The sequence below is a fragment of the Prosthecobacter sp. genome (assembly GCF_044236155.1).
Lineage (GTDB): Bacteria > Verrucomicrobiota > Verrucomicrobiia > Verrucomicrobiales > Verrucomicrobiaceae > Prosthecobacter.
In genome coordinates this window covers 49,757-64,918 of the sequence record NZ_JBIIHA010000011.1, presented here as the reverse complement: position 1 = coordinate 64,918, position 15,162 = coordinate 49,757, and the positions used below count along the sequence as shown (strand labels likewise).

The window sequence follows — 15,162 nt, the reverse complement described above, 5'->3', positions numbered from 1 at the left end:
TCCGCCGCGTCCGTGCAACGCGTAGAATGCGAAACACCATGCCAAGCGAGCTCATCCAAGTCGTCCACCGACACGGGATCTACCTCCCGGAGGCGGATCTGTGGCTCGATCCGCACTTTGGCGTGAAGCGCGCCTTCATCTCGCATGCGCATGCGGACCACGTGGCGCGGCATGAGATGACGTTTTGCTCCGAGGTGACCCGCGACCTCATGAAGACGCGCTACGGCTTCAAAAACGAGGGCGAGGTGCGGGCGCTGCCGCTGCGCGAGATCATCGAATGGGAGGGCTGGGAACTGCGGCTTCTGCCCGCGGGTCACATCATCGGCTCCGCCATGCTGCACCTCACGCGCAAGGCGGACGGCGCCACGCTGCTCTACACCGGCGACTACAAACTGCGCCAGGGCCTCAGCTCCGAACGCTGCGAGCTGCTGCACGCGGACACGCTCATCATGGAGTGCACGTTTGGGCTGCCGCAGTTTGCCTTTCCGCCGGTGCCACAAATCGTCGCGCAGGTGCTGAAGTGGGTCCAAGAGGCGCTCGAAGATGGGGGCATCCCGGTGCTGCTCGGCTACTCACTCGGCAAGGCGCAGGAAATCCTCTGCGCCCTCGCCGAGGCCGGTCATCCGGTCATGCTGCACAAATCCGTGTGGGACATGACCCGCGCCGTCGCGCCGCTGCTTGGCAAACTGCCGCAGTTCCGGCTTTTCGATGCCGCGGAGGCCCACGGCCATGCGCTCATCTTCCCGCCGAGCAACGGCAAGTCGCTCGCGCTGAAAAAACTGAAGGTCTGCCGCACCGCGATGCTCAGCGGCTGGGCGCTCACACCCGGCGCGAAGTTTCGTTATCAAGTCGATGAGGTCTTTCCGCTTAGCGATCATGCCGATCATCCGGAGTTGCTTGAAACAGTGGAGCTCGTGAAGCCGCGTCGCGTGTGGCTCGTGCATGGTTACACGCGGGAGTTTGCGGCGGAATTGCGGACGCGAGGCGTGGAGGCGTGGACGTTGGAGGGAAGTGATCAGCTCGAGCTGTCGATCGAGGGTTCCAAGTTTCAGGTTTCAGGTTCCAAGTTGGAGGATGAGTCGTGGGGAGATGGCAGTTTTGTCGAGTGGGCGCGGGTTTGTGCGGCGACGGCGGAGGTTTCATCGCGATTGAAGAAGGTGGAATTGCTCGCGGGTTTTTTGCGTGGGCTTGATGAGGGCGAATTGAAGCTCGCGGCGCTGTTTTCGAGTGGCAGCACGGGCGAGGGAGCGTTGAACACGGGCTGGGCCTTGATCAAACGAGCCTTGATGGAGCTCAGTGGGCTGAATGAGGCCGAGTATCGCGCCATCTCGCGTTCGCAGGCGGATGCGGGGCGCACGGCGTTTCTCGTTTTGCAGCGTGCGACGCTCACGCCAGAGACATGTGATCTGGAGCAGGTGGCGGCGCTTTTCGATCAATTGAGGCACGCGAGCAGCCAGGTGGCACGCGTGAATTTGCTCAAAGCCCGGCTGCAAGGCCTCAGCGCCTCCGCAGGCTCATGGCTGGTGCGTTTGCTCACCGGCGAACTGCGCATGGGATCGAAGGAAGGCCTCATCGAGGAGGCGGTGGCCGCTGCGTTCGGTGCGAAGGCCGATGACGTGCGCGAGGCGGCGATGCTTTGTGGTGATTTGAGTGCCGCCGCCTTGCTCGCCAAGGCCGGCAAGCTCCACGAAGCTGCGCCGAGGCTGTTTGTGCCCATCAAAGTCATGCTCGCCTCGCCGGAAGAAACCGCGCAGGCCATTTGGGATCGTTTGCAGGCGGATCGTAGCCCGAATCTCCAGATTCGGGAGTCTTCGGTGAACGAATCTGGAGATTCGTTCTACGTGTGGCTGGAAGACAAATTCGATGGCATTCGCGCCCAGGTGCATCGCAGCGCGGATCGCGTGGAAATCTTCACTCGCGACCTCAAGCCCATCTCCAGTCAGTTTCCGGAGGTTGTCGCCTCGATGCGGCTTTTGAGCGACGAGGTCATTTTCGATGGCGAGATCATCGCGCATGCCGAGGGCAAAAAGCTGACCTTCTTCGATCTGCAAAAACGGCTCGGCCGACGCGATCAGGCCGATTTGTTCCTGCCGAGCGAGGTGAGCGTGAAATACGTCGTCTTCGATGTGTTGTGGAAAAATGGCGTTTCGCTGCTCGAGCAGCCGCTGGAGGTCCGCAGGGCTGAATTGGGTTCCATTTCGATGCCAGCGGGCCTGGAAATGATCACCGTCATCCAGGCCGAAAACGCCGAAGAGATCGAAGCCGCCTTCCTCGCCGCTCGCCGACGTGGAAACGAAGGTCTCATCGCCAAAGATGCCGCCAGCACCTACTCACCCGGACGTCGCGGCAAGTCGTGGCTGAAGCTCAAGAAGGCTTTTGCCACGCTCGATGTTGTCGTCGTGAAGGCGGAGCAAGGTCACGGCAAGCGCAGCCATGTGCTGAGCGACTACACCTTCGCCGTTCGTGATGAGGCCGATGGCAACACGCTCAAAGTCATCGGCAAGGCCTACAGCGGCCTCACCGATGCCGAGATCGAGGAACTCACCGAGCACTTCACGCAAACCACGCTCAGCCAGAAAGGCCGCGTGCGCACCGTGCAGCCGCAGATCGTGCTCGAGATCGCCTTCGACAGCATCCAGCCGAGCGACCGCCACAACAGCGGCCTCGCCATGCGCTTCCCCCGCATCAAAGCCATCCGCCGGGACAAATCGCCCTCTGAAATCGACACGCTGGCTTATGCGATGAGGCTCGCGGGCCTCACCTAACGCTTCATCTTCGCGAAGAAGACGCGGGCGCTTTCCATGACGCCGTAGGCGGTCTCCTGAGGCGTGAGCTCGGCGGTTTGAATGCGCAGGTCGGCGAGGGATTTGTAGAGCGGTTTGCGCTCGGTGAGCAGGCGTTCAAGCTTCGCTTTCGGATCTTCCTCTCCAGCGAGCAGCGGGCGGTTGGTGTTCATCGCGGTGCGGCGGGCGAGGCGCTCGGGATCGGCATCGAGCCAGACGATGTAGCCGAGGTGGCGCAGGATGGGCAGATTGCGTGGCTGGGTGACGATGCCGCCGCCGGTGGCGATGACGCAGCCGCGTTTTCCGAGCAGCGAACGCAGCGCGGCGGATTCGTGCAGGCGGAATCCCGCCTCGCCTTCCGCGGCGAAGATTTCGGGGATCGTCTTGCCGGCGGACTCGACGATCATCGCGTCGGTATCGACGAACTGGAAGCCGATCATCTGCGCGACGATGCGGCCGACGGTGGTTTTGCCGGAACCCATCAGTCCGATGAGCACGATGTTCGGCTGACGGGGACAAACGACCTCGCCTCCGGTCTGCACGAGGCGAAGAATTGACGAGGCGAGCTCAGGATCATCACGCAGGGCGTCGAAGTAGCTCGCGTAGCGCAGTTTCCACCCGCTGGCGTGCAGCTTGGTGTTGGAGACGCGCTTGTGGCTCCAGCCGCGTTTGCGATTCGGGTCTGGTTCGCGTTCCGGCGGCAGTTTGACGCCGAAAGTCATGCACAGGTGCTCCAGGCACTGGCGCTGCGTCATCTGAGCGTCATCGACGACGTTGAAGATGCCGCCGAGACGATGTGTGATGAGATGAACAAGCGCCGAGGCCGCGTCATCGGCGTGAATCTGGTTCAGCATCCGTCCCTGGCCGTTGTTGCCTTCGATGGCTGCCTTGCCTTCGAGCAGGTTCTTCAAAACGAAGGAGCGTCCCGGCCCGTAGATGCCCGCGAGACGGGCGACAGCCCCCTTCGCGTCGAGCGCGATGTTCTCCGCCTCACGCAGCAGGCGGCCGGTGTCGCGGTCGGGATCGGCAAAGCTCGTTTCATCGACGGTTTCGCCGTTGATCTGCGGATAGACGCTGGTGCTGCTGGTGTAGAGCGCGAAAGCCTGCGGAAAAGCCTCCACGAGGTGACGCATCCCGTTCACGTAAACGCTTTGATACATCTCCGCACCGCCACGGCTGGAGCTGGCGCAGTGAATGAACGCGTCGATGCTCGACGCCTCCAATCTGGCGGCGAGAGCGGCGACAGAATCGCGATTCGAGATGTCGCAGGACTCCACCCGCCACGGCTTGGCCGCTGCGAGACGTGCGGAGGATTCAGGCGAGTGCGTGAGACCGATGACCTCATGCCCGGCGGCATGAAGCTGGTCCGCGGCCCGTTCTCCGACGAACCCACAACCTGCGAGGAGCACCTTCATTGAGGTCGATTTTTTTGGTAGTAGGCGAGCACGCCGTTCACGACGCCGCGCACATAATCCTCGATGGTGCTCGTTTGCAGCCGTCCGGCGATGAGCGTGCGGCCGATGAAGTGGCCGTTGAGCAGGCGGCGGTAGGTTTCCTCGTTGTTCATGACGAATGGCTCGAGGTAAACAACCGGGCACTGAAAGATGCGGTTGGCGAGTAGGTTGCGCGCATAGACGTAGGCGTTGGTGCCGACGTGGCGGGCGTTGGGCGTGGTGTAAAGATAGGCGGGGAGACCTGTGGAGAGGCGCATGCCGTTCGCGATTGCTTCAGCGAGCGGCAGCTCCTCGGAGTGGATGCGGGAGAAAAGCCGGTGGAACAACTCGAAGCGCACGTCCTGCTGCTCCAGCTCCAGGGGCGAGTAGCAGCCGTTGATGAGGACATGCATGTGGTTCGCGGGCGAGAACTGCGGCTTGGTGGCGTCGCCCCAGGCCTCGGCGTTGTAGTGGAGGCAGAGGACGACATCAGGCTTGATGGTCTCATTGACCTTTTTGGCGCGGGCATGGATCTCGCTGACGCGGTAGAAGAGTTTTTCGCTCTGCCACTGGACGGTGAGTATCTTCGCGTCGCCGGTGAGGTGGTTGTAGTTCTCCTCGGGCTTCGGGAAACCGGCCTCGGCGAGGATTTGACGGGCGGCATCCAGCAGATCGGCGGGACGGCGGTCCGTGACCGGATTGTTGTTCTCACGCACGAGGGAGACGTAGGCGCCGAGGGATTTGAGGCGCTCGGCGAGCACCTGGGCGGTGATGAGCGTGAGGTCGCCCTCCTGAATGCCCTCGCCGGGAGCGAAGCTGAGGTGGCGCTCTTCCATGACCGCGAATGATCCGCCGATGTGACCGGGGTCGATGGCGATGTGGACATCACTCAACGGCGGGCGGCCTTTGAGCGGGGGCATTTCGGAGGCGCGCCGCCAAGTGCGCGTGCCGGGCAGGGGGGATTCGGAACGGTTGGCGAAGCCGACGCGGACCTCGGGTTTCGTCGGATCCCCCGTCATGATCACGACGCCGTCATTTTCCAGCTTCCACGGTGGCGAAAAAACGGAGCTGTCGGAGTAAACGTCACGGACGACGGCTTCAAATTCGGCGCGTGTGAGCGTCTGGTGAAAGGATTGCAGCTTGGACCAGTCCGGCTTGCTGCCGAGCGGACTGAGGCGGTCGAGACGCTGCGGGGCAGGCGGTGCTGGAGCCACCGGCGGGGCCGCTGGCTGTGCAGCAGGAGCGGGCGGAACGGTGGTTGGAGCGCCGACACCGGGCGTGAGTTGGGAAGGAGTGAGCGCGGGCGCGGCCGTGGGGGTGGAAGGAACGGGAGGAGTGGCAGGAACCGGCACGATCGTCTGGGCCATGCCCGGCGCGATCATGCAGCACACGAGCAAGGCCGCCGGAGAAGCGCCGCGCAGCATTCGTTTCATCATAAACCGCATCCTAGACTTGATCCCCGGCTTCATCATCTACTAAGTGGCGGCACATGAATGACAACACGGCAGATGGCGCGGACGGACTCTTCCGCCTCCTTTTTTTGGGCGATGTGGTGGGCGAGCCGGGACGCAAGGCGGTCTCGCTCTTGTTGCCGGTGCTGAAGGACGAGTTGAAGATCGACTTTATTGTCGTGAACGGTGAAAACTCCGCCGGAGGGCGTGGCATCACGCCGAAGATTGCGATCGGCCTCATGCGAGCCGGAGCCGCCGTGGTGACGAGCGGCGATCACATCTGGGACCAGCGGGAGATCGTGCCGTTTCTTGGCGAGGAGCCGCGCATGCTGCGGCCTTTGAATTATCCTGCGGGCACGCCGGGTGCCGGTTTTGTCGTGCTGGAGTCAAAAAAGTGCAAGGTGGCCGTGGTGAACCTTCAGGGCCGCACCTTCATGGGCCAGCAGCTCGACAATCCCTTCCCCGTCATCGCCGAATGCGTGGAAAAACTGCGCCAGGAGACGCCGGTGATCTTTGTGGACTTCCACGCCGAGGCCACGAGCGAGAAAGTGGCCATGGGCTGGCATCTCGACGGCAAAGTTTCCGCCGTGGTCGGCACGCACACGCATGTGCCCACCGCCGATGAACGTGTGCTGCCGAAGGGCACCGCGTTTCAAAGCGACGCCGGCATGTGCGGCCCGATGGACAGCGTGATCGGCAGCCAGATCGAGCCCGTGCTGGAGCGGTTTCACACGATGATGCCCACGCGTTTCGGCGTCGGCACCGGAGCGGTGCGTGTGAACGGCGCTCTCATCACGATCGACCCCGCCACGGGCAAGGCGCTGAAGATCGAGCGGATCGCGCGGACGTGGCATGAGTAGAGAGCAGCTTAAGCGACGCCTTCGCGCTCGCGCTGCTTGAGGATGAAATCGATCTCGCACGCCAGGTTTTTTTTGGCACAGGAGATTTCAGATCCACCACGTGCCAGAAGGGCGTGATCTTATTCAGAGGCGTGCCGTTTTGATGCTGCTCCCAGGCGTGTTCGGCGGCGATGCGCAGGAAGATGCCTGCGGTGAGCGGGCAGGTGAAGTCAGCGTGATGAGCGGCGGCCAGGTCCTCGCGCATCCGTGGCATGGTGCGGAATTCTCCTGGTGGGATATCAGCGACATAGGCGGCCACCACGGCGGGCGTGGGGATCAGCATCTTTTCACCTTCGCCATGGCCGGCATAAGGCTTTCCCAGCCGCAAGACATTGGGCTGCGGGGGATGGGCGAATTTTTCGGTCCATGACTTGGGCATCGCGTGCGTGGTTACCTGAGTTTGGCCAGTGCTTCCTCGGCGAGCTTGCGGGCTTTGAGCTGTTTGTAGCGAGGGCTTGCGGCTTCGGTGAAATCGGCTTTGGCCTCGGTGGTGTTGCCGAGGGCCAGGTGGGCGCGGCCGCGATTGTAGCGGATGTAGGAATCCTCTGGCGTGAGGGGCAGCGCGGCATTGTAGGCATCGAGGGCCTCATCTGCACGACCCATTAGCAGCAGGGCGTCGCCTTGGCGGTTTAGGGCCTTGGCGGTGAAGGGGATCTTTTGGGCGTGATCCGGCGGAAGGCAGTCGCGTAGTGCTTTGAGGAGGAGCTCGCAAGTGGCGGCGCTGGATTCCACGGCGGGAGATGATTGTGTGGCGTCTTTGAGATCGTCCTTCACGCGATCCAGCAGCACTTCGATGGGCTCTGTTGCATAATCTCCCGGGCCTTTGGCTTGCGCGAGCTGCTGCAGGCCTTCGACGCACTCGGCCGCCTTGCCGGCATGCGCCAATTTCATGAGGGAGGCCAGGGTAGGCAAAACTGGGGCGGGTGGTGGTGCCGGAGGCGCAGTGCGTGGTGTGGACTCAGGCACCGGCAGCGCAGCGGGTGGCATGACCGCAGGAATGGTCGCGGCCACGGCAGCGGGCTGACCGGCGAGGTAGATGTCATCTCCCACGAGGCGGGAGTACTCTGCAGGGATCTGTCCGCCATTGGATCTCTCCAGCACTCCGGCACGGGTGCGTTTGAAGACCTGCTCCACGGTGAGGCCGGGTGTGCGCAGGTGCTTGAGCAGTTCTTCGGTGTAGAGGCCGTTGGTACCATCGCCATCCAGCGCTGTTTGCCCGGCATCGGTGGCGAAGGCGATGAGAGATCCTGCTGGAGGCTTCATCTCGCTGAGGCCGCCTGGGCTTGCCGCATCGCGGGCGCGGCCGGTGCGTGCCACGGCGGTGGTGCGGCAGGCGTCGAGGATGACGAGATTGCAGCGTGCGCCCGAGCTTTTCATGTCCGCCACGGCCTGCTCCACATTGAAGAGCTTGGTTTCTGCCAGGAGGCGCAGCGTTACATCATCGGCCCCTTCGGGCGAGTAGCCGGACTTCACTGGCAGCAGGTAGTTGGAGCCTGCCACGGAGATGCCATGGCCCGCGTAGTAAAACAGGCCCACCCCTGCGCCGGTCAGTGTTGCGCGGAATTCCACCACCGCCTTCAGCAGTTGATCGCGCGTGACGTCGTGCTTTTCGATCACTGCGAATCCGAGATCGCGCAGGGTTTTGGCCACCTCCTTGGCGTCGTTGGCCGTGTTGCGTAGAGGACCCACAGCGGCTTCGTATTTCGCGTTGCCGATGACGAGCGCGGTGCGCTCGGCGGGCTTCGACGCAGCCAAGGCTTGCTGGAAAAGCACCGTGAGCAGAAGGCAAAAGCAGCCGATGTGGGAAATGCGGGCGGGCATGCGCACAGTCTGCAAACGACCGCGCCACGGTCAACTGCATGCGCGGCCTGAGCAATTGGTTGACCTGTTTTGCGGTGCTCGCATCATCCACCGATGATGCGAGCCTTTCCTGTCCTGATGCTGCTCCTCGCGGGCTGTGATTCGATGTCGAAGTTGAAGCAGACCGCCAAGCCGCCGGAGCTTATACCAGGAGATCCCAGCGCGCCGTCGCAGGTCACGTCGGATGAAGCTATGAAGATTGCGCAGGCGTACACGAGTCACGCTTGGAGGCCGTTTGCACGCAACATCCTGCATGGGAAGGACACCGCGGGCATTCTGGTCAACACGCCGGACGTGACGCATGAGCCTGACAAAGACCGTAAGGGCTGGTGGGTGCCGGGAGAGGTGAATACAGGCGTGCCCTACAAGTGGGGCGGCTATGATGACCCGGCCTCGTTTGATCTCGCTGTCGCCAACGGCAGCGCAGCGGGCGATGTGTCGTCTCCGGAAAAACGCCGTGCTGACAATGCGGCAGTTAGCCGCGAGGCCGCGGGAGTGGACTGCTCGGGCTTCGTCTCGCGCTGTCTCAAGCTGCCCACTGCTCATGACACCAGCCAGCTGCCTGCCGTGTGCAGCGAGCTGCCAAGCGCGCAGGATCTTCAGCCGGGGGATCTGCTGAACATCCCGCACCGCCATGTGGTGCTCTGTGCGGGGTGGTATGATCCACAGCACACCTGGATCTACTACTATGAAACTGGCGGCGGGCCCGACTACTGGAAGCCCGGGCTTAAGCGGGCACCGCTGGATGCGCTGCTGGCGCTAGGCTACAAGCCGATGCGATACAAGGGCATGGCATACGAGCAGGTGCCCAGCGGCAAGCAGCCGAAGGAAGTGCTGACACGTGCCGTCAAAGCCGGTGCCCACGTGGTGACCAACCCGACGGTGGGAGAACCCTAAAGTTGGCGATCTTTCCAGTTCGCATGCCTGTACGATTGACGCCACCGCTGGTCGCGTGACAGCATGCGCGCTTTATCCGCATGGACTCCAGCCTCCGCCCCTCCCGCACACGCTATGGCGTGGTCGTTTTCGCCGTGATCCTCGGCATCATTCATTACATCGACCGGGTGTGCATTTCGAAGGCGCGGCCGTTCATCCAGGAGGATCTGAAGCTGGATGACACGCAGATGGGCTATGTGTTCTCGGCTTTCACGCTGGCGTATGCGTTGTTCGAGATCCCCGGCGGCTGGCTGGGGGACAAATGGGGGCCGCGTCGTGTGCTGCTGCGCATCGTGATGTTCTGGAGCTTCTTCACGGCGGCGACAGGCTACGCGTGGAACCAGATGTCGATGATGGTGTGCCGTTTTTTGTTCGGTGCGGGCGAGGCGGGCGGATTCCCGAACATCGCGAAGATGTTCAGCGTGTGGCTGCCCCAGCGCGAGCATGGCATGGCGCAGGGGATCACCTGGCTCTTTGCGCGCTGGGGCGGGGCCTTCACGCCGCTGCTGGTCGTCTGGGTGCTCAGCATGGTGAGCTGGCGCATGACGTTTGTGATCTTCGCCTTCCTCGGCGTGATCTGGGCGGTCTTCTTCGCGCTGTGGTTCCGTGATAATCCGAAGGACAACCCCAAGGTGAACGCCGCTGAGCTGGCGCTGCTGGAGGACGCGCAGAAAAACCTGGGCGGCGGCCATGCGAAGATCCCGTGGGCGCGTCTTTTCGCCACACGATCCGTGCTGCTGCTGTGGGTGTATTACTTCTGCATCAGCTACGTCTGGTACTTTTACATCACCTGGATGCCGAAGTTCATGGAGTCGAAGGAAGGGCTGGGCATGGACATGACTGCGACCTCGACTTCGATCCTGAACGGCCTGCCGCTCTTCCTCGGCGGCATCGGCTGCTTTCTGGGCGGCCTGGTGGCGAAAAAGCTGGCGGCGGCGAACGGCCGCATCAGTGCGGCACGGCGCACGGTCGGCGTGCTGGGCATGCTGGCAGCCGGATTGCTGATCGTGGCCGCTGCGCAGACGAAAAATGCGACGTATGCGATGCTCGCTCTCGGCGTGTCCGGTTTCTTCAACGATCTCTCGATGCCCGGGGCCTGGGGCGCGTGCATGGACATCGGCGGGAAGCTCGCGGGCTCCGTCTCCGGCAGCATGAACATGGTCGGCAATCTCGGCGGCGCGCTCGGTGGCGTGGCGGTGCCGTGGCTGATGAAGTCGATGGGCCTCGGCTGGGATGGCGTGCTTTACGTCGCGGCATCGACTTATCTGATCTCCGCGCTTTGCTGGGCCTTCATCGACTCGGACCAGCGGCTGCATGAGTGATCAGGTGATGCGGGCAAAAGTGCCCGTATCACTTCACTTCTTCTCCGTGTCGGCTTTGCCGTTCTTGAGCTTTTGCAGCGCGTCTTCGATGCGCTTGCGCGCCTTTGCATCGGGCGTTTTCAGGGTGTTGGCGCGTTCGAGGTATTCGAGCGCCTTTGCCTTGTCACCGAGCGCCTGGTGGGTAAGGCCGATGTGTTCGAGAATCTCGGCGTCCTCGGGCTGCACAGGTTCGAGCAAGGACTCGGCACGCTGTAGATCTTTGAGCGCGGCGGCATAATCACCCTTTTTGTAGCGGAACCAGCCGAGGCTGTCGATGTAGGCCGGCTGGTCGGGAAAGAGTTCGTTGGCTTTGAGGATGAACTCGCCGGCCTTGTCGAGGCGCTGGCCCTGCTCCAGCCACATGTAACCGAGGAAATTGAGCGTGTTGGCCGCCGCCTTTGATTCCTCGCGTGGCGTGAGCGTGATCGACTTCTCGAGCATGCGGGAGGCGTCTTCGTAGCGTGCCATGCGCTCGAGCGTGATGCCGTATTGGTAGTAAAACAGATGATCGAGAAGCTCCGTCTGCGTGGAGGCCGCATGCTGCTCGGCCTCGGCGAAGTGTTTCACGGACTGGGCCCACTCCTCGCGAGCGCGGTGGGCGATGGCGAGCTGGTAATGCACCAGGGGATGATCCGGGAAAAGTCGCGCACTGCGCTGGCCCACACGCACCATGTCCTCGAATTTCTGCGTCTGGTAGAGCTGCCAGCCGAGCTTCACATAATCACCGATCTCCCCGCCGCCGTTCTGAATCGCGGCCTCAAGGTGCGGGATGGCCTTTTCGGGCTGTTTCAGCTTGTCGTACTCGCTGGCGAGCAGACGCCGCTGCTCGGAGTCGTCGGGTGCTTGTTTGACGATTTCTTCCAGCGTGGCGAGCGCCTTGTCCTTCTGCTCGGCGGCGCCGTAGAGGCGGTAGAGCAGCTTGCGCGCCTCGAGGCTGTTGTATTCGGCCGAAAGCTTCTCGCAGAGCTGTCTGGAGCGCTCAGGATCGTTTGTCAGCAGGTAGTGTCGCGCGACTTCGAGCGTGATCCGTTCGCCGTCGGCCTTGGTGACGTTTTTGAGCGCGTTTTCAAAGAAGGGTGCCACGCGCTGGCGGTATTCCTGGTTGAATTCGGCCTGGCCGAGCGGCCAGACGCGCTCCGCGACACGCCCGGCATCGAGCCAGAATTGCGGATCGCCGCTCGTCTGGTTGGCGGCCTGTTCCATGATGGCGACGGCCTTGTCGCGCTCGTTTTGCGTGAGATGGAACAGCACCGCCGCCTCATAAACCTCCGCATGTGACGGGAACCTCTGCAAAGCCTCGCTGATCGCCTTGGCCGGCCGCGTGTCCTTCTCAAACAAGTCCTCGGGCGGGTAGGTGCCGGCGAAGCGGGCCAGGTTCAGCAGCGGCGCGGGCGAGCGAGGATTCGCGCGCACTGCGTCCTCGAGGATTTTCATGGCGGACTCACGTCCTTGAAACTGCATCGCGATCCCGGCCGTGTGGGCGGCGAGTTCCGCGTTCGTGGGGTCGGCCTTGAACACCGCCAGATAGTGCTCCAGCGCCTGACGCAGCTTCCCGGAAGCCTCAAATTGAAGCGCGGCGCTATAATGCGCGAGCACTTCAGCCGTGACCTCTCCGTCGCGAAGGAGTCGCAGGTCGGAAGTTTCCGCCGCCGTGGCTCCGGGAGAGAGATCAGCCTTCGCCGCCGCCTGTGCCACGTTTCCTGGGAGGAAGAACGCGAGCAAGAGATTGGCGAACACCGGACCGCGCCAGTGCATGACACTTCGTCCGGCGTCTCGATGCCATCGATTCACCCTGCGGAGACAAGCCATGCCTGTGAGGCTATGCGTTACGCCTTGTAGCGCAAACGCTTCTTGTGGCGGTTCGCGCGCATGCGCTTCTTGCGCTTGTGCTTGTTGATCTTCGTTTTTCTCCGCTTTTTGAGCGATCCCATGGTTCTGTTCTCCTGTTGTGTTGGCTTGGTCTTAGTGGACGACTTTGTTCAAGGGGTATTCCACGATCCCCTCGGCTCCCAGCGACTTCAGCCGCGGGATGATGGTGCGCACGGTGGTCTCGTCAATGACCGTTTCCACGGCCACCCATTCCGGGCTGGCGAGCTGTGACACCGTCGGCGAGCGCTGTGAGGGCAGCGTGGCGACGACTTCCTCGAGCTTGGTGGCGGGCACGTTCATCTTGAGGCCCACCTTGTCCCGGGCCTCAAGCGCGCCTTTGAGCAGCAGCACGAGCGTCTCCATCTTCTGCCGCTTCCATTTATCACGGGCGGCCGGTTTGCTGGAGACAAACTGCGGGTAGCTTTCCATCAGAGTGTCCACGATGCGCAGCTTGTTCGCGCGCAGCGACGAGCCGGTCTCGGTAATGTCCACGATGGCATCGACGAGCTCGGGCACCTTCACTTCCGTGGCCCCCCAGCTGAACTCGACCTCGGCCTTCACGCCGTGCTTGTCGAGGTAGCGCTGCGTCAATCCCACGGCCTCCGTGGCGATGCGCTTGCCTTCCAAATCCTTCACGCTGCGCACAGGCGAGTCCTCGGGAACCACCAGCACCCAGCGTGTGGGCTTGGAGGTGGCCTTGCTGTAGCGCATGTCGGTGATGACCTCGACATCCGCGCCGTTTTCCACGATCCAGTCGCGTCCGGTGATGCCGCAGTCGAGGAACCCATGATCGACATAGCGACCAATCTCCTGGGCGCGCAGAAGGCGGATCTCCAGCTCATCGTCATCGACCGCCGGACGGTAGGAACGGGACGAGACCACGATGTTGAACCCGGCGCGCTTGAACAGTTCAAGCGTCGGCTCCTGCAGGCTGCCTTTGGGCAGTCCAAGGCGGAGGATGTTCTTCGGTTCGGGCATGGGTCGGGGGAAAAGGGCGCGCATCCTAGCGGCATTTTTCAGGCTGGCGAGGGGAATTTCGGGGCAAGTCGCATGAGCCTCTCAGGGGATGTGTCTGCTGCATTGACGGAGAAGCGACTTCAATCCGTGTCATAAGCACAAAAACCACGGTTGACGCCTCCACATTGGGGAATACTCTCCCAGTCGTCCGGACGCATCAACAAATCATGATTCGTCCATATAACCCACACGACCACCACCATGTCCCGTAGTTTCATCTTCTCGTCCGAGTCCGTCGGCGAAGGCCATCCTGACAAAGTTTGCGACACCATTTCCGACGCCATCCTCGACGCCTGCCTGGCCGTGGACAAGACCAGCCGTGTGGCCTGCGAAACCTTCGCGAAGAGCAACATCGTCGTTGTCGGCGGTGAGATCACCATCCCGAAGCTCCAGAACAAGAAGCTCGGCACCACAAAGCCCATCGACGAGGTCATCAACATCGGCAAAGTGATCCGTGAGGCCGTGCGCGGCATCGGTTACACCAACGACGACGACGTTTTCCACGCCGACAAGCTCTTCATCAACAACTACCTCACCATCCAGAGCCCCGACATCGCGCAGGGCGTGGACGCCGCCGCTGCCGAAGGCAAGAAGCACGCCGAGCAGGGCGCCGGCGACCAAGGCATCATGTTTGGTTACGCCTGCGATGAAACGCCGGAGCTCATGCCCGCGCCGATCATGTTCGCGCACCGCCTCGGCCGTGAGCTGACCCGCATCCGCAAGGCCGGCAAGCTCGCCAAGTGGCTGCGTCCGGATGCGAAGAGCCAGGTCTCTGTCGAATACGTCGATGGCAAGCCCACCCGCATCGTGAACGTCGTCATCTCCACCCAGCACGCCGAAAGCGCCACGCACGCCGAGATCGAGAAGTTCTGCATCGAGCAGGTCATCAAGAAGGTGCTGCCGAAGAACATGCTCACGAAGGACACCGAGTATCTCATCAACCCGACCGGCAAGTTCGTCGTCGGCGGCCCGCAGGGCGACAGCGGCCTCACCGGCCGCAAGATCATCGTGGACACCTACGGCGGCATGGGCCGTCACGGGGGTGGTGCCTTCTCCGGCAAGGACCCGTCCAAAGTGGACCGCAGCGCCGCCTACATGGGCCGCTGGGTCGCCAAGAACGTCGTCGCCGCCGGCCTCGCCGCCCGCTGCGAAGTGCAGTTCGCCTACGCCATCGGTCATCCGAAGCCGGTCAGCGTGCACATTGACACCTTCGGCACCGGCGCGATCAGCGACGACAAGATCCTCGACGCCGTCCTCAAAGTGTTCTCCTTCAAGCCAGCTGACATCGTCAAGCAGCTCAACCTGCTCCGCCCGATCTACGGCAAGAGCACCAACTACGGCCACTTCGGCAAATCCGATGCCGACCTCACTTGGGAAGCCACCACCAAGGCCGAGGCCCTCAAGAAGGCTGCGAAGTAATTCGTCTTCAAAAAGCTCACGAAAGCCGCGCAGCGACCCTGCGCGGCTTTTTTGTGTCAAAGGCACGGCTTCTCATGGTGCTGGACGCTTTTACCGGCTAAGGGGTGTTTGGTGCCAGATTTTTGAATCCGCCC

12 protein-coding genes are annotated in these 15,162 nt (G+C 62.5%); 6 read left to right on the top strand and 6 right to left on the bottom strand.

The features are described 5' to 3' along the window. Positions 1–38 precede the first annotated feature (38 nt). Positions 39–2,765 carry an ATP-dependent DNA ligase gene (locus ACILSE_RS11570; protein WP_395717550.1) on the top strand — a complete coding sequence of 909 codons (2,727 nt, stop codon included), beginning with the start codon at positions 39–41 and terminating at the stop codon, positions 2,763–2,765. On the opposite strand, the gene ACILSE_RS11565 is transcribed toward ACILSE_RS11570, so the two are convergent. Further along, complete coding sequence (locus ACILSE_RS11565; protein WP_395717549.1) at positions 2,762–4,198, bottom strand: shikimate kinase; 1,437 nt, start codon at positions 4,196–4,198, stop codon at positions 2,762–2,764. The genes ACILSE_RS11570 and ACILSE_RS11565 overlap by 4 nt on opposite strands. Then, entirely contained in the window at positions 4,195–5,583 is a 1,389-nt protein-coding gene (locus ACILSE_RS11560; RefSeq protein ID WP_395717548.1) for a hypothetical protein, read from the bottom strand. The genes ACILSE_RS11565 and ACILSE_RS11560 overlap by 4 nt, the downstream gene beginning before the upstream one ends. Before the next feature lie 122 nt (positions 5,584–5,705). On the opposite strand from ACILSE_RS11560, the gene ACILSE_RS11555 reads away from it, so the two are divergent. Beyond that, positions 5,706–6,527 (top strand): TIGR00282 family metallophosphoesterase, encoded by an 822-nt coding sequence (locus tag ACILSE_RS11555; RefSeq protein WP_395717547.1) that lies wholly within the window; start codon positions 5,706–5,708, stop codon positions 6,525–6,527. Between the two features lie 142 nt (positions 6,528–6,669). Beyond that, a complete protein-coding gene (locus tag ACILSE_RS11550; RefSeq protein ID WP_395717546.1) occupies positions 6,670–6,936 on the top strand; it encodes a hypothetical protein in 267 nt (88 codons plus the stop codon). A gap of 20 nt (positions 6,937–6,956) precedes the next feature. On the opposite strand, the gene ACILSE_RS11545 is transcribed toward ACILSE_RS11550, so the two are convergent. Next, positions 6,957–8,387, bottom strand: coding sequence for a caspase family protein (locus ACILSE_RS11545; protein WP_395717545.1), 1,431 nt, complete (start codon positions 8,385–8,387; stop codon positions 6,957–6,959). Between the two features lie 93 nt (positions 8,388–8,480). On the opposite strand from ACILSE_RS11545, the gene ACILSE_RS11540 reads away from it, so the two are divergent. Together ACILSE_RS11540 and ACILSE_RS11535 are read left to right on the top strand one after the other, a co-directional pair. Continuing rightward, positions 8,481–9,323, top strand: a complete 843-nt coding sequence (locus tag ACILSE_RS11540; RefSeq protein WP_395717544.1) for a hypothetical protein — start codon at positions 8,481–8,483, stop codon at positions 9,321–9,323. Positions 9,324–9,403: 80 nt separating this feature from the next. Continuing rightward, complete coding sequence (locus ACILSE_RS11535; protein ID WP_395717543.1) at positions 9,404–10,684, top strand: MFS transporter; 1,281 nt, start codon at positions 9,404–9,406, stop codon at positions 10,682–10,684. A 33-nt stretch (positions 10,685–10,717) separates the two neighbouring features. On the opposite strand, the gene ACILSE_RS11530 is transcribed toward ACILSE_RS11535, so the two are convergent. The 3 genes from ACILSE_RS11530 to hisG all read right to left on the bottom strand — a co-directional run bounded on the left by ACILSE_RS11530 (position 10,718) and on the right by hisG (position 13,570). Continuing rightward, complete coding sequence (locus ACILSE_RS11530) at positions 10,718–12,478, bottom strand: tetratricopeptide repeat protein (RefSeq protein ID WP_395717542.1); 1,761 nt, start codon at positions 12,476–12,478, stop codon at positions 10,718–10,720. 71 nt (positions 12,479–12,549) lie between these two features. Further along, the gene (locus tag ACILSE_RS11525) at positions 12,550–12,654 is read right to left on the bottom strand and encodes an AURKAIP1/COX24 domain-containing protein (protein WP_294229817.1); all 105 of its coding nucleotides are present in this window, start codon (positions 12,652–12,654) and stop codon (positions 12,550–12,552) included. Between the two features lie 31 nt (positions 12,655–12,685). Then, a complete protein-coding gene (gene hisG / locus ACILSE_RS11520; protein WP_395717541.1) occupies positions 12,686–13,570 on the bottom strand; it encodes an ATP phosphoribosyltransferase in 885 nt (294 codons plus the stop codon). Between the two features lie 240 nt (positions 13,571–13,810). On the opposite strand from hisG, the gene metK reads away from it, so the two are divergent. Continuing rightward, on the top strand, positions 13,811–15,028 hold the full coding sequence (gene metK, locus ACILSE_RS11515; protein ID WP_395717540.1) for a methionine adenosyltransferase: 1,218 nt from the start codon (positions 13,811–13,813) through the stop codon (positions 15,026–15,028). The last annotated feature ends 134 nt before the right edge of the window (positions 15,029–15,162 follow it).

Coding starts and splice junctions, on each gene's coding strand:
- ACILSE_RS11570 (WP_395717550.1), top strand. CDS start 39: ATGCCAAGCGAGCTCATCCAAGTCGTCCACCGACACGGGATCTACCTC.
- ACILSE_RS11565 (WP_395717549.1), bottom strand. CDS start 4,198: ATGAAGGTGCTCCTCGCAGGTTGTGGGTTCGTCGGAGAACGGGCCGCG.
- ACILSE_RS11560 (WP_395717548.1), bottom strand. CDS start 5,583: ATGGCCCAGACGATCGTGCCGGTTCCTGCCACTCCTCCCGTTCCTTCC.
- ACILSE_RS11555 (WP_395717547.1), top strand. CDS start 5,706: ATGAATGACAACACGGCAGATGGCGCGGACGGACTCTTCCGCCTCCTT.
- ACILSE_RS11550 (WP_395717546.1), top strand. CDS start 6,670: ATGCTGCTCCCAGGCGTGTTCGGCGGCGATGCGCAGGAAGATGCCTGC.
- ACILSE_RS11545 (WP_395717545.1), bottom strand. CDS start 8,387: ATGCCCGCCCGCATTTCCCACATCGGCTGCTTTTGCCTTCTGCTCACG.
- ACILSE_RS11540 (WP_395717544.1), top strand. CDS start 8,481: ATGATGCGAGCCTTTCCTGTCCTGATGCTGCTCCTCGCGGGCTGTGAT.
- ACILSE_RS11535 (WP_395717543.1), top strand. CDS start 9,404: ATGGACTCCAGCCTCCGCCCCTCCCGCACACGCTATGGCGTGGTCGTT.
- ACILSE_RS11530 (WP_395717542.1), bottom strand. CDS start 12,478: ATGCACTGGCGCGGTCCGGTGTTCGCCAATCTCTTGCTCGCGTTCTTC.
- ACILSE_RS11525 (WP_294229817.1), bottom strand. CDS start 12,654: ATGGGATCGCTCAAAAAGCGGAGAAAAACGAAGATCAACAAGCACAAG.
- hisG (WP_395717541.1), bottom strand. CDS start 13,570: ATGCCCGAACCGAAGAACATCCTCCGCCTTGGACTGCCCAAAGGCAGC.
- metK (WP_395717540.1), top strand. CDS start 13,811: ATGTCCCGTAGTTTCATCTTCTCGTCCGAGTCCGTCGGCGAAGGCCAT.